Here is a 13,382-nt window from a genome sequence, read left to right on the forward strand (position 1 = left end):
TTACAGACCTATCGCCTCTTTCAAACTCTTCAGATAGCGACGGCTGACCGGCACCGTCTGCCCGGCGCGCAGCACCAGCTCCGCCTGGCCGTTCTCTTCAAGACGGATCTCTTTCAGATGCGCCATATTCACCAGGTACTGACGATGGCAGCGCAGCAGCGGCGTTCGGCTCTCCAGCGTGCGCAGCGTCAGTTCGGTAAAGCCCTCTTTGCCTTCGTGGCTGGTCACAAACACCCCGCTCATCCGGCTGCTGACAAAGGCTACATCGTCCATCTGCAGCAGCCAGATTCGGCTGTGGCCGGTGCAGGGGATAAACTTCAGCGGCTGCTGGTGTTCCTCCAGCAGCGACACATCCTGCACGTTGCGCTCCTGGCGCAGGCGGTTGAGCGTTTTTTCCAGCCGGGGCTCTTCAATGGGTTTCAGCAGATAGTCAAACGCGTGCTCTTCGAACGCTTTTACCGCGTACTCGTCAAAGGCGGTAAGAAACACAATGTAGGGGCGATGTTCCGGGTCGAGCATGCCGACCATCTCCAGACCGCTGATACGCGGCATCTGGATATCCAGAAACAGCACGTCGGGGCGCAGCTTGTGCACCGCGCCAATGGCTTCGATGGCGTTGGCGCACTCGCCCACAATCTCGATATCGCTATGCTCCTGCAGCAAAAATCGCAGGTTTTCCCGCGCTAAAGGCTCATCATCGACAATCAGCACATTCAACATGGATGCTCCTCCAGAGGCAGTCTTACGGTTATGCGGGTAAAGCTGTCGGGCTCACAGGTGACGGTAATGCCGCAATCCTCGCCAAAATGGGCGCGCAGGCGTTTGTCCACCAGCCCCATTCCCAGGCCTCCCCCCTCGTTTGCCCCGCTATAGAGTCCGGCATTGTCTTCGATATCCAGCACCAGATAGCGGTTAAAGCGGCTGGCGGTGATAGCGATCTCCCCGGTGCCCAGCAGCTGGGAGGTGCCATGCTTGATGGCGTTTTCCACAATCGGCTGCAGGGTGAAGGCCGGTAGCTGCTGCCAGGCCAGCTCATCCGGCACCGACAGCGTCACCTGCAGACGCGACTGGAAACGGGCCTGCTCAATCTGCAGATAGGCATTCACATGCTCAATTTCATCCGCAAGGGTGACAATCTCAGACGGCCGCTTCAGGTTCTTGCGGAAAAAGGTGGAGAGAAACTGCACCAGCTGCGTCGCCTGCTCGCTGTCGCGGCGGATCACCGCCTTCAGGGTATTGAGGGCGTTAAACAGAAAATGTGGGTTCACCTGGGCGTGCAGCAGCTTGATCTCCGACTGGGTCAGCAACGCCTTCTGCCGCTCATACTGCCCGGCAAGGATCTGCGCCGACAGCAGCTGGGCGATCCCCTCCCCAAGGGTGCGGTTAATCGAGCTGAACAGGCGGTTTTTCGCTTCATACAGTTTGATGGTGCCCATCACCCGCTGATTCTCGCCACGCAGCGGGATCACCAGCGTCGAGCCCAGCTTGCACTGTGGGTGGAGCGAGCAGCGGTACGGCACTTCATTACCGTCGGCGTAGACGACCTCACCGGTCTCGATTGCACGAAGCGTATAAGTGGACGAAATCGGTCTGCCCGGCAGATGATGGTCATCGCCGGTGCCGGTGAAGGCCAGCAGTTTTTCCCGATCGGTGATAGCCACCGCGCTGATATCCAGCTCCTGATGCAGCACCTGCGCCACCTTCATGCTGTTCTCTTCGTTAAAGCCCTGGCGCAGGATCCCCTCCGTTGAGGCCGCAACCTTGAGCGCCGTCGCCGAAAACGCCGAGGTGTACTTCTCAAACATTGCCCGCTTATCAAGCAGAATGCGCATAAATAGTGCGGCGCCTACTGTGTTGGTAACCATCATCGGCGCGGCAATGCTGCCCACCAGATGCAGGGCATCTTCGAACGGGCGGGCGATCAGCAAAATGATCAGCATCTGCACCAGCTCCGCAACCAGAGTAACCGCCCCTGCGGTCAGAGGGCTAAAGACTTTATCCGGGCGACCACGGCGGATCATCACGCTGTGGACCAGGCCGCCGAGCAGCCCTTCGACAATGGTCGAGATCATGCAGCTCAGCGCCGTCATTCCGCCCATCGAGTAGCGGTGCAGCCCCCCGGTCAGGCCCACCAGCCCGCCAACAACCGGGCCACCGAGCAGCCCGCCCATCACCGCGCCAATCGCGCGGGTGTTGGCAATGGAGTCTTCAATGTGCAGGCCGAGGTAGGTGCCGAGAATGCAAAAGATAGAGAAGGTAACGTAGCAGAGCAGCTTGTGCGGCAGACGAACGGTGACCTGCATCAGGGGAATGAACAGACGTGTTTTACTCATCAACCACGCGATGACCAGAAACACACACATCTGCTGAAGCAGCAGCAACACCAGATTAAATTCGTACATACCCACAAACCGGAAATTCTAAAAGCGCGTAACATACACCGAAGCGCATTAACTTTCTTTGCAGTAAAAGCATGAAAGTGTGTTTTCGTGCCAGCCATCACACCTTTTGCCGAACATAATCTGATATTCGCATTGTTTGTGCAAAAAAACAGCAATCCTTCCTGGTTCGCCATTCTGCGTCTACAGTTAATCTGGGCATGCGCAAGCCGGGAGAAAACATGGCGCTCTACACGATAGGGGAAGTGGCACTCCTGTGTGATATCAATCCTGTAACGTTACGGGCATGGCAGCGACGTTACGGATTACTGAAACCACAGCGAACCGACGGCGGACACCGGCTGTTTACGGATGCGGACATCGACCGTATCCGGGAGATCAAAGGCTGGATTGATAACGGCGTACAGGTCGGGAAGGTCAAATCGCTATTGAGCCCGGAAGGTCAGGATGAGCTGGACATCTGGCGCGAACAGCAGGAGGTGCTGCTGCGTTATCTGCAGTCCGGCCATCTGCATCGTCTCAGGATGTGGATCAAGGAGCGCGGCAGCGAATACCCTGCGCAAACCTTAATTACCCAACTGTTCATTCCGTTACGAAGGCGACTGCAATCGCAGCAGCCCACGCTCCAGGCGCTGCTGAGCGCGCTGGACGGGGTGCTTATCAACTACATCTGCATCTGTCTGGCTACGGCGCGAAAGAAGAACAGCAAGGATGCGCTGGTGGTTGGCTGGAACGTGCACGACACCACACGCCTGTGGCTGGAAGCGTGGATTGCCGCGCAGCAGGGCTGGCGCGTTGACGTGCTGGCGCATTCACTGGTGCAGCTGCGCCCGGAGCTGTTCGACGGACAGACCCTGCTGGTCTGGTGCGGAGAATCGCCGACCGCGGCGCAGCAGCAGCAGCTGACTCAGTGGCAGGAGCACGGCTACCCCGTCTTCCCGCTGAAAGGCAATTAATGGTTCATTAACACCCGCGCTTCACCGTATAATCGCCCTGTTAACATCAGGAGCACATTATGAAGGCAACCAAAGTCGCGGTTATCACCCTGTTCGTACTCATGGCCGTCAGCGGTATTGGCGGCGTGATGCTGGCAGGTTATTCGTTTATTGTCCGTGGCGGTGTCGGTTGAGGCTTCGCGCCAGCCGTTCAAACGCGCGATCCACTACAATCGCCGCCAGCGCGACCAGCAGCGCACCCTGGATAATATAGGCAGTATTAAAACCGCTTAAGCCGATTATAATCGGCGTCCCCAGCGTATTTGCCCCTACCGTTGAAGCAATGGCCGCTGTGCCAATGTTCACAATCACCGAGGTGCGGATCCCCGCCAGCATCACCGGCGCAGCCAGCGGCAGCTCAACGTTGCGCAGGCGCTGCCAGCCGCTCATACCCATCCCTTCAGCGACGCTGATTGCCGCGGCGGGCACCGCTGCCAGCCCCGCCAGGGTAGCCTGCAGAATGGGCAGTACGCCGTAGAGAATAAGCGCAATAATGGCTGGCTGCTGACCAAAGCCCATCACCGGAACCGCAATAGCCAGCACCGCCACGGGCGGGAAGGTCTGGCCGACGGCGGCGATGGTCTCTACCAGCGGGCGAAACTCACGCCCGGCCGGTCGCGTAACGGCAATTCCGGCCCCGGCTCCCAGCGCAATCGCAAAAACGCTTGAGATCCCCACCAGCCAGAAATGGGCCATCGTCAGGCTGACAAAGCTCTCCTGCTGGTAAACCGGGCGCGGCAGCTCGGGGAACAGCGCGCTGAAGAGCGGCGCGCTGTAGGGCATCATAAGCAGCAGCGCCACAAACAGCGCCACCAGCCACAGGAGCGGATCGCGTAACCACGTCATGATGCCTCCTGGATCAGCAGATCGCGGAACCAGAGCGTGCCGCATGGCCTGTCCTGCTCATCCACCACCGGCAGGCTTTCACAGCCCTGGCTGACAAAGGCCGAGAGCGCATCCCGCAGGCTCATGGAGGCCCGCAGCGGGCTGGCTCCAGCCGGAGCGATCTCCGGACGCATTGACTCGCCGACCGTGCGCAGCGACAGCAGGCGCACGCCCAGCTCGCTGCGGCCAAAAAATTCGCGCACAAAGGCGTTTGCCGACTGAGTGAGCAGCGCCAGCGGCGTGCCCTGCTGTACCACCCTGCCGCTGTCCATCAGCACCAGATGGTCCGCCAGCCGCAGCGCCTCGTCGATATCATGGGTCACGAGGATAATGGTCCGCCCGAGGATGCGGTGAATGCGGGTCATCTCCAGCTGCAGCGCGCTGCGGGTGACCGGGTCGAGCGCGCCAAAAGGCTCGTCCATCAGCAACACTTCCGGGTTGGCGGCCAGCGCCCGCGCGACCCCGACCCGCTGCTGCTGCCCGCCCGAAAGCTGATGCGGGTAGCGCTCGCGCAGGGCGGGATCCAGCCCCAGCAGGGTCATCAGCTCATCCACCCGATCGTCAATTTTTTGCCGCGACCATTTTTGCAGCTGCGGCACGGTGGCAATGTTGCGCGCCACCGTCCAGTGCGGAAACAGCCCGATAGACTGAATGGCGTACCCCATCCGCCGACGCAGCTCCAGCACCGGCAGGCTGCGGATCTCCTCCCCGGCAAAGCGGATCAGGCCGCTGTCGTGTTCCACCAGCCGGTTAATCATCTTCAGGGTGGTCGATTTGCCCGAGCCCGAGGTGCCCACCAGCACCGAAAAGGCCCCTTCAGCAAAGGTCAGGTTCAGATCGCTGACCGCAGGCTCTCCGGCAAAGGTTTTGCTTACATCATGAAACTCAATCATCGGTTCTCCTTCGCAGCAGGGCTATCCACAGGGCAAACAGCGCATCCACCACCACCGCCAGCACGATGGTAGGTATGACGCCCAGCAGCACCAGATCCAGGGCGCTGCTCAGCAGTCCCTGAAACACCAGCGCCCCGAATCCTCCGGCGCCGATGAGGGCCGCGATCACCGCCATTCCCACGGTTTGTACCGCCACCACGCGCAGGCCGCGCAGCAGCACCGGCAGCGCCAGCGGCAGCTGGATCTGCCAGAAGCGCTGCCGGCTGTTCATTCCCATCGCGTCGGCGCTCTCCAGCACCTCGGCGGGCACCTGGCTGAGCCCTGCCAGCACTCCGCGTGCCAGCGGCAACAGCGCGTAGAGCACCAGGGCTATCAGCGCAGGGGTCATGCCGGTCCCGGCAATACCCAGCGAAGAGAGCCACGGCCAGGCGCGGGTCAGCCCGGCGAGGGGAGCAATCAGCAGACCGAACAGCGCCACGGAAGGGATGGTCTGAATGACGTTAAGCGCCGCGAATACCGGCCCCTGGGCGGCCGGACGGCGATAACAGAGGAGCCCCAGCGGGACGCCGATCAGCAGCGCCGGGATCAGGGTGCCCAGCAGCAGCGTGAGATGCTGCTGCCCGGCGTCGTTAAAAACGTCCTGGCGGTTGGCGTACTCTTTCATCAGAGAAAGGGCATCAAGTTGGCCGCTGAACAGCAGCAGCAGCGGCAGGATCCAGATTTGCGCCTGCAACAGCCAGCGCCAGAGCGGCTGCGGGCTGAGCCGGCGAATGGCATCGCTACAGGCCAGCAGACAGAGCGCCAGCCAGAGCCACAGGCCGCTGCCCACGGCGGTTCGCGCCAGCGGGCTTTCGCTGCTGGCGAGGTGCGAGGCGGCCAGACCCGCGCTCCAGACCAGCGCGGCAAACAGCAGCTCGCACACCGCAAGCGTCACCACTAACGCCCAGCGCCCGCGCATCAGCGTGAGGCCCAGTAACAGGCCCAGCGGGATGAGCAGCAGCGCAGGGGAAAATGTCCAGACCTGCCAGACGGCGCGCCCTTCCCCGGACACCAGCCGGTTTGGGGCGAAATTGACAAAAGGTAGCGCGCCTGCTGCCAGGGCAATGAGCGCCATCAGCAGCAGCACGCGGTTATGACATGTTATCGGCACAGCACAGTCCTGCTACAGCGGGCTATTTCACCAGCCCTTTTTGCTTCAGGTAATCTGCTGCCACTTTTTTGGCATCCAGCCCCTCTACTGCAATGCTGGCATTCAGCTGCTGCAGCGTTTTTTCATCCAGGCTGGCAAACACCGGTTTCAGCCACGCGTCCAGATCCGGATACGCCTTCAGCACCGCCTCGCGCACCACCGGCGTCGGGGCATAGATCGGCTGAACGCCTTTCGGATCGGTAAGCGTTTGCAGGCCAAGCGCCGCCACCGGGCCGTCGGTGCCGTAGGCCATCGCCGCGTTCACGCCCGAGGTTTGCTGCGCTGCCGCTTTGATGGTAACGGCCGTATCGCCGCCCGCCAGCGACAACAGCTGGCTCTGATCGAGCTTGAAGTCATAGGCTTTTTCAAAGGCTGGCAGGGCGTCCGGGCGCTCGATAAACTCGGCTGAGGCGGCGAGTTTGAAATCCCCCTTCTCTTTCAGGTAACGGCTGAGATCGTCCAGCGAAGTGAGTTTACCCTTCTCCGCCACGTCCTTACGCACCGCGATAGTCCAGGTGTTGTTGGCTGGCGCCGGGGTAAGCCAGATCAGCTTGTTCTGTTCGGCGTCGAGTTTTTTTACTTTCTCATACCCATTCTTTGCATTTTTCCACGCCGGGTCATTTTCATCCTTAAAGAAGAAAGCCCCGTTGCCGGTGTATTCCGGGTAAATATCCAGCTCGCCGGAGGTGATTGCCCCGCGCACTACCGGGGTGGTACCGAGCTGCACTTTATTGACGGTTTTAACGCCGTGGCTCTCCAGCACCTGCAAAATAATGTTGCCCAGCAGCGCCCCTTCGGTATCAATTTTCGACCCGACCTTTATCGGTTCCGCTGCCTGTAACGGTAAGCTCAACGCCGCCAGCAATGCCGTGGAGCCCACAATCCCCTTTAAAATAGTCATTCCGCTTTCCTCATGATTTTGCCGCCTTTTTCAGAGGCTTGAGAGAAAAGCGTAGTCGAAAAGTGGGGTTTTAGCGCGTCGCGAGTCGTTTTCGCGTTTTGCCGGATGGCGACCTTGCCCCGGGCCGCCTCCCACGGGCCGGGAGTAAAACCAAAAACGGTAACCCGAAGGTTACCGTTTTGCTTTTACCGCGCCGTCGGGAGTTGTTTACAGCAGTTCGAACTCGCCCTTGTTGACGCGGGCGGAATCAGTACCGATAAAGACGTTGAATTTGCCTGGCTCAGCGGCATATTTCATCTGCTGATTCCAGAACTTCAGCGCCTCGACATCAATCGGGAAGCTGATGGTTTTGGTTTCACCCGGTTTCAGGTTGACCTTCTCGAAACCACGCAGCTGTTTTACCGGACGGCTCATGGAGGCGGTAACATCCTGGACATACATCTGGATAACCGTCTCCCCCTCACGTTTGCCGGTATTAGTGACGTCAACGCTGGCAGTGACCGTGCCGTCCGCCTTCATGGTCGGCGCCGACATTTTGACCTCAGAGAGGTTGAACGTGGTGTAGCTCAGACCGTAACCAAACGGATAAAGCGGGCCATTGGCTTCGTCGAAGTAGCGGGAGGTGTACTTGTTCGGCTTGTCCGCGTTATAGGGACGACCGGTGTTGAGATGGCTATAGTACACCGGGATCTGCCCCACCGAGCGCGGGAAGGACATCGGCAGTTTGCCCGACGGGTTGTAGTCGCCAAACAGCACGTCGGCAATGGCGTTACCACCCTCGGTACCGGCGAACCAGGTCTCCAGAATCGCGTCAGCCTGCTGATCTTCTTTTACCAGCGCCAGCGGACGACCGTTCATCAGCACCAGCACCAGCGGCTTGCCGGTGGCTTTCAGGGCGGCAATCAGGTCGCGCTGGCTCTGCGGCAGCGTGATATCGGTACGGCTTGATGCCTCGTGCGCCATCCCCTGGGCTTCACCCACCACGGCCACTACCACGTCAGACTGCTTCGCGGCGTTAACCGCTTCGTCAATCATCTCCTGGGCGGAGCGCGGATCGACCTTCACCGCCTCTTCATACTGGTTAAGGAAGGTGACGATATCCTTGTCGCTGGTGACGTTCGCCCCTTTGGCGTAAATCACTTTACCCTTGTCGCCCAGCGCATCTTTAATGCCCGTCAGCACGGTAACGGACTGGTCCGCCACGCCCGCCGCAGACCAGCTGCCCATCACGTCGCGCTTGCTGTCAGCCAGCGGCCCCACCACCGCCACGGTGCCGGATTTCGCCAGCGGCAGGGTTTCGAGACGGTTTTTCAGCAGCACCAGGCTTTCGCGCGCCACTTCGCGTGCCTCTTTGCGATGCAGGCGGCTTTCGGCATTGGTGTCTTCAGGATCGGACTCTTTCGGCCCCAGGTGGCTGTACGGATCGTTAAACAGCCCCATGTCATACTTCACGTTTAAAACGTGGCGCGTGGCGTCGTCCAGCTCCGCCATAGTAACTTTACCGCTCTTCACCAGCCCTGGCAGGTACTTGCTGTAGTACTCGTCGCTCATGCTCATGTTGATGCCGGACTTCAGCGCCACCCGCACCGCATCTTCCGGATCGGCTGCTGTGCCGTGCTTGATCAGCTCCTTGATCGCCCCGTGATCGGAGACGGTGATCCCCTTAAAGCCCCATTCGTCGCGCAGAATGTCTTTCAGCAGCCAGCTGTCGGAGGTAGCCGGGGTACCGTTCAGAGAGTTGAGCGCCACCATCACCGCGCCGCTGCCGGCATCAAGACCGGCTTTGTACGGCGGCATATAGTCGTTGAACAGGCGCTGGGGGCTCATGTCGACGGTGTTGTACTCTTTTCCGCCCTCCACCGCGCCATAGGCGGCGAAGTGTTTGACGCTGGTCATCACCGAGTAGCGATCCGCCGGGCTTTTGCCCTGCATCGCTTCAACCATGGTTTTGCCCATCGTCGCGGTCAGATAAGTGTCTTCTCCAAACCCTTCCGAAGCGCGGCCCCAGCGCGGATCGCGGGAGACGTCCACCATCGGCGCCCAGGTCATGTTCAGACCGTCGTCCGCCGCCTCGTAGGCTGACACGCGCCCCACGGTTTTTACCGCCTCGAGGTTAAAGGAGGAGGCCAGACCGAGGCTAATCGGGAAAACGGTACGCTGGCCGTGAACCACGTCATAGGCGAAGAATAACGGGATTTTCAGATGGCTGAGTTCCATCACCTGATCCTGCATTTTACGGATATCCTGGCGGGTAACGGTGTTGAAGATTGCCCCCACCTGCCCGTTTTTAATCATCTCGCGAATGGCTTCTTTTGGATTATCCGGCCCGACGCTGATCAGGCGCAGCTGGCCGATTTTCTCGTCAACCGACATCTTTGTGAGCAGGTCGGTTACAAATGCGTCCCGGGCTTCCGGCGTTAGCGGATGATTGCCAAACAGGTCGTCAGCCAGCGCGGGTTGCAACGCCAGACTTACAGCTACCCCTACAGAACAGAGCCATTTCATCTCGTTTACTCTCTCATCAATAACCGCCGGATAGTCGCGGCCAGACCGTACGAAAAGCGCAGTGTGCCATAAACCCTGATATCGTTGCAGGGTTTATTCTCTGATTTTTCTGGCGAATAGTCGTTCGCTTAAACATTAATCGCGCTATGATTTTCGACACGCATTTGAATAACCACAAGGGGTGGACGATGTCTTCTGAACGACTGCACGATAACACCAGTTTCATTAACGACCTGTCACGTCTGGTAGGCCAGGCGCACCTGCTTACCGACGCCGCGAAAACGGCCCGCTATCGCAAGGGCTTTCGCTCCGGACAAGGGGACGCGCTGGCGGTGGTGTTCCCGGGCACGCTGCTGGAGCTGTGGCGGGTGCTCAACGCCTGCGTCGCAGCAGACAAAATTATTCTGATGCAGGCGGCCAATACCGGTCTGACCGAAGGCTCTACGCCGAACGGCAACGATTACGATCGCGACATTGTGATTATCAGCACCCTGCGTCTCGACAAGCTGCATCTGCTGGATAAGGGCGAGCAGGTACTGGCTTACCCGGGCACCACGCTCTACTCCCTGGAAAAGGCGCTCAAGCCGCTGGGTCGCGAGCCGCATTCGGTGATCGGCTCATCCTGCATTGGCGCCTCGGTGATCGGCGGGATCTGCAACAACTCCGGCGGCTCGCTGGTGCAGCGCGGCCCGGCCTACACCGAAATGTCGCTGTTCGCCCGCATTGACGAGCAGGGCAAGCTGACCCTGGTAAACCACCTGGGCATCGATCTGGGGAGCACGCCAGAGCAGATCCTCAGTAAGCTGGACGACGACCGCATAACAGACAGCGATGTGCTGCATGACGGGCGCCACGCCCACGATCATGACTACATCACCCGGGTGCGTGAAATTGATGCCGATACCCCGGCACGCTATAACGCCGATCCGGACCGTCTTTTTGAATCCTCCGGCTGTGCCGGCAAGCTGGCGGTCTTTGCCGTGCGCCTGGACACCTTCCCGGCCGAAAAACGCCAGCAGGTATTTTATATCGGCACCAACCAGCCAGAGGTGCTGACCACCATTCGCCGCCATATTCTCGGGGAGTTCACCCATCTGCCGGTCGCGGGCGAGTATATGCACCGGGATATTTACGACATCGCCGAGCGCTACGGCAAAGATACCTTCCTGATGATCGACAAGCTCGGCACCGACAAAATGCCGCTCTTCTTCACCATGAAGGGGCGCACCGATGCGATGCTGGAGAAGGTGTCGCTGTTTAAGCCCAACTTTACCGACCGCTTTATGCAAAAGCTGGGGAACGCGTTCCCGGCGCATCTGCCGCCGCGCATGAAAAGCTGGCGGGACAAGTACGAACATCACCTGCTGTTGAAGATGGCGGGTGACGGCATTGCCGAAGCGCAAAGCTGGCTGGCGGAGTTCTTCAAAACCGCCGAGGGCGACTTTTTTGCCTGCACCCCGGAAGAGGGCAGCAAAGCCTTTTTACATCGCTTCGCCGCTGCCGGGGCCGCGATCCGCTATCAGGCGGTTCACGCCGACGAGGTGGAGGATATCCTGGCGCTGGATATCGCCCTTCGCCGTAACGATACCGAATGGTTCGAGCATCTGCCGCCGGAAATCGACAGCCAGCTGGTGCATAAGCTCTATTACGGCCACTTTATGTGTTACGTCTTCCACCAGGATTACATTGTTAAAAAAGGCGTCGATGCTCACGCCCTGAAGGCGCAGATGCTGGCTCTGCTGCAGGCGCGCGGCGCGCAATATCCGGCGGAACACAATGTCGGTCACATATACGAAGCGCCGGAGGCATTAAAACAGTTTTATCGCGCCAGCGACCCAACCAACAGCATGAACCCGGGAATTGGCAAGACAAGTAAGCAGAAAAACTGGAAAGGAGAGCCAGAATCAGTGGGTAATGGCACGCAAGCTACTGATCGAACCAGTGAGCCCGGATGAGCCCACTATTAAGCCCATAAAAATAGGACTAGAGTAGCCTCGGGTCGCCAGAGAAGCGTTTCTCTGGCTTTTTTATGAGGAGCGGACACATTATGTCGGCTGTTGAAACTTTATCCGAAACTGACGTTCAGATACGCGATGCCGAGGCGGAGGATGCGCACGCCATTGCCGCCATCTACGCCTGGCATGTCCTTAACGGGCGCGCATCCTTTGAAGAAGTTCCCCCTACCGTTGAGGAGATGCGCGAGCGTATGCACGCGGTGACCAGCCAGGGTCTGCCGTGGCTGGTGGCGCTCTACCGGGGAATTGTGGTGGGTTACTGCTATGCCACCCACTATCGCTCTCGTCCTGGCTACCGCTATACCCTTGAAGAGTCGATTTACGTCGAGGCCAGTACTCCCGGGCGCGGCTTTGGCAGCGCGCTGCTGAGCGCCCTGATTGCCCGCAGCGAAGAGGGCCCCTGGCGGCAGATGATCGCCGTGGTCGGTGATGGGCCGAACAACGCCGGGTCGTTACGTCTGCATAAAAAGCACGGTTTTGAAGTGGCCGGACAGCTCAGAAGCGTGGGATACAAAAAAGGCGACTGGCGCGATACGCTGATTTTGCAGCGCCCCCTCAACGACGGTGACTGGACGCTGCCGGAGTAGTGCGGTTTAGTGCCCGGCGGCGCTTCGCTTGCACGGGCCTACGGGTTTTGTAGGCCGGGTAAGCGCAGCGCCACCCGGCGATTACGGACAACTCAATCGTTCTGTGCGGTCGCCATCTGGGCGGCTTTTTGCTTTTTATAGCTCAGCGCCGCGGCCGGAACCGGGGTAACTTTTCCGGTTTCGATCCAGGTACGCAGGCGGCTGGCGTCGGCAAAGTGGGTATATTTGCCAAACGCATCCATCACCACCAGCGCTACCGGCTTGCCCTTAAAGACCGTACGCATTACCAGACAGTGGCCCGCGGCGTTGGTAAAGCCGGTTTTGGTCAGCTGAATATTCCAGTTATCGCGGTAGACCAGATGGTTGGTATTGCGAAACGGCAGCGTATACGCCGGGTGCGAGAAGGTTGCCATCTCTTCACGCGTGGTGCTGAGCTGGCCGAGCAGCGGGTACTGCTTGCTGGCGATCAAAAGCCGGGTCAGATCCTGCGCCGTCGAGACGTTATGAATTGACAGGCCGGTTGGCTCCACAAAGTGCGTCTGGGTCATGCCCAGCGCCTTCGCTTTGGCGTTCATCGCCCGGATAAAGGCGTTATACCCGCCCGGATAATGATGCGCCAGGCTTGCCGCAGCGCGGTTTTCCGATGACATCAGTGCCAGCAGCAGCATGTTTTTGCGGCTGATTTCGCTGTTCAGACGCACCCGGGAGTAAATGCCTTTCATTTCTGGCGTCTGGCTGATGTCGACGCGCAATTTTTCATCCAGCGGCAGCCGTGCATCCAGCACCACCATCGCGGTCATTAATTTGGTGATAGAAGCGATCGGGCGCACCAGATTCGGGTGGCTGGAGTAGATCACTTTGTTGGTTTCCAGATCGACGATCATGGCGCTACCGGAGGCGATCTCCGGCTGGGCCGCGGCAGTAACAGCGGCAGGTTTGGCGATCGCGGGGGTCGCCACTGGCACGGCCAGCAATAGTGCAAGGCTCAGTAAAGAAACGCGGAATTTCAGCAT

Annotated in this window: 12 protein-coding genes; 4 read left to right on the forward strand and 8 right to left on the reverse strand. The window is 59.5% G+C overall.

Annotated elements, in window-relative coordinates:
• Both btsR and MXM41_RS05630 read right to left on the reverse strand, forming a co-directional pair.
• Complete coding sequence (btsR, locus tag MXM41_RS05625) at positions 1 to 720, reverse strand: two-component system response regulator BtsR (protein ID WP_325930420.1); 720 nt, start codon at positions 718 to 720, stop codon at positions 1 to 3.
• A complete protein-coding gene (locus MXM41_RS05630; RefSeq protein WP_325930421.1) occupies positions 714 to 2,402 on the reverse strand; it encodes a sensor histidine kinase in 1,689 nt (562 codons plus the stop codon). Before MXM41_RS05630 ends, btsR begins: the two co-directional genes overlap by 7 nt.
• Before the next feature lie 218 nt (positions 2,403 to 2,620).
• On the opposite strand from MXM41_RS05630, the gene mlrA reads away from it, so the two are divergent.
• Positions 2,621 to 3,355 carry an HTH-type transcriptional regulator MlrA gene (mlrA, locus tag MXM41_RS05635; RefSeq protein WP_325930423.1) on the forward strand — a complete coding sequence of 245 codons (735 nt, stop codon included), beginning with the start codon at positions 2,621 to 2,623 and terminating at the stop codon, positions 3,353 to 3,355.
• A gap of 59 nt (positions 3,356 to 3,414) precedes the next feature.
• The gene (locus MXM41_RS05640; protein ID WP_307761902.1) at positions 3,415 to 3,528 is read left to right on the forward strand and encodes a protein YohO; all 114 of its coding nucleotides are present in this window, start codon (positions 3,415 to 3,417) and stop codon (positions 3,526 to 3,528) included.
• Here MXM41_RS05640 and MXM41_RS05645 read toward each other — a convergent pair.
• The 5 genes from MXM41_RS05645 to bglX all read right to left on the reverse strand — a co-directional run bounded on the left by MXM41_RS05645 (position 3,503) and on the right by bglX (position 9,767).
• Positions 3,503 to 4,240, reverse strand: coding sequence for an ABC transporter permease (locus MXM41_RS05645; protein ID WP_325930427.1), 738 nt, complete (start codon positions 4,238 to 4,240; stop codon positions 3,503 to 3,505). The two genes, MXM41_RS05640 and MXM41_RS05645, sit on opposite strands and share 26 nt — an antisense overlap.
• A complete protein-coding gene (locus MXM41_RS05650) occupies positions 4,237 to 5,172 on the reverse strand; it encodes an ABC transporter ATP-binding protein (RefSeq protein ID WP_325930428.1) in 936 nt (311 codons plus the stop codon). The genes MXM41_RS05645 and MXM41_RS05650 overlap by 4 nt, the downstream gene beginning before the upstream one ends.
• Positions 5,165 to 6,322 carry an ABC transporter permease gene (locus MXM41_RS05655; RefSeq protein ID WP_325930429.1) on the reverse strand — a complete coding sequence of 386 codons (1,158 nt, stop codon included), beginning with the start codon at positions 6,320 to 6,322 and terminating at the stop codon, positions 5,165 to 5,167. Before MXM41_RS05655 ends, MXM41_RS05650 begins: the two co-directional genes overlap by 8 nt.
• 22 nt (positions 6,323 to 6,344) lie before the next feature.
• Positions 6,345 to 7,262, reverse strand: coding sequence for an ABC transporter substrate-binding protein (locus MXM41_RS05660; RefSeq protein WP_325930431.1), 918 nt, complete (start codon positions 7,260 to 7,262; stop codon positions 6,345 to 6,347).
• 207 nt (positions 7,263 to 7,469) lie between these two features.
• On the reverse strand, positions 7,470 to 9,767 hold the full coding sequence (bglX, locus tag MXM41_RS05665) for a beta-glucosidase BglX (protein WP_325930433.1): 2,298 nt from the start codon (positions 9,765 to 9,767) through the stop codon (positions 7,470 to 7,472).
• A 188-nt stretch (positions 9,768 to 9,955) separates the two neighbouring features.
• Here bglX and dld point away from each other — a divergent pair, with 188 nt between their 5' ends.
• Together dld and MXM41_RS05675 are read left to right on the forward strand one after the other, a co-directional pair.
• Positions 9,956 to 11,722: a D-lactate dehydrogenase gene (gene dld, locus MXM41_RS05670; protein WP_325930434.1), complete on the forward strand. Its 1,767-nt coding sequence runs from the start codon at positions 9,956 to 9,958 to the stop codon at positions 11,720 to 11,722.
• Positions 11,723 to 11,814: 92 nt separating this feature from the next.
• Positions 11,815 to 12,369, forward strand: coding sequence for a GNAT family N-acetyltransferase (locus MXM41_RS05675; protein WP_325930435.1), 555 nt, complete (start codon positions 11,815 to 11,817; stop codon positions 12,367 to 12,369).
• Between the two features lie 92 nt (positions 12,370 to 12,461).
• Here the strand turns inward: MXM41_RS05675 and pbpG are convergent, their stop codons facing one another.
• Positions 12,462 to 13,382, reverse strand: coding sequence for a D-alanyl-D-alanine endopeptidase (gene pbpG, locus MXM41_RS05680; protein WP_325930436.1), 921 nt, complete (start codon positions 13,380 to 13,382; stop codon positions 12,462 to 12,464).

The sequence above is a fragment of the Leclercia adecarboxylata genome (assembly GCF_035787115.1).
Lineage (GTDB): Bacteria > Pseudomonadota > Gammaproteobacteria > Enterobacterales > Enterobacteriaceae > Enterobacter > Enterobacter adecarboxylatus_E.

Excerpts from the sequence above, each read along its gene's own strand:
- pbpG (WP_325930436.1), bottom strand. The coding sequence starts at position 13,382 with ATGCTGAAATTCCGCGTTTCTTTACTGAGCCTTGCACTATTGCTGGCC.
- mlrA (WP_325930423.1), top strand. The coding sequence starts at position 2,621 with ATGGCGCTCTACACGATAGGGGAAGTGGCACTCCTGTGTGATATCAAT.
- MXM41_RS05640 (WP_307761902.1), top strand. The coding sequence starts at position 3,415 with ATGAAGGCAACCAAAGTCGCGGTTATCACCCTGTTCGTACTCATGGCC.
- btsR (WP_325930420.1), bottom strand. The coding sequence starts at position 720 with ATGTTGAATGTGCTGATTGTCGATGATGAGCCTTTAGCGCGGGAAAAC.
- dld (WP_325930434.1), top strand. The coding sequence starts at position 9,956 with ATGTCTTCTGAACGACTGCACGATAACACCAGTTTCATTAACGACCTG.
- MXM41_RS05650 (WP_325930428.1), bottom strand. The coding sequence starts at position 5,172 with ATGATTGAGTTTCATGATGTAAGCAAAACCTTTGCCGGAGAGCCTGCG.
- MXM41_RS05630 (WP_325930421.1), bottom strand. The coding sequence starts at position 2,402 with ATGTACGAATTTAATCTGGTGTTGCTGCTGCTTCAGCAGATGTGTGTG.
- MXM41_RS05660 (WP_325930431.1), bottom strand. The coding sequence starts at position 7,262 with ATGACTATTTTAAAGGGGATTGTGGGCTCCACGGCATTGCTGGCGGCG.
- bglX (WP_325930433.1), bottom strand. The coding sequence starts at position 9,767 with ATGAAATGGCTCTGTTCTGTAGGGGTAGCTGTAAGTCTGGCGTTGCAA.
- MXM41_RS05645 (WP_325930427.1), bottom strand. The coding sequence starts at position 4,240 with ATGACGTGGTTACGCGATCCGCTCCTGTGGCTGGTGGCGCTGTTTGTG.
- MXM41_RS05675 (WP_325930435.1), top strand. The coding sequence starts at position 11,815 with ATGTCGGCTGTTGAAACTTTATCCGAAACTGACGTTCAGATACGCGAT.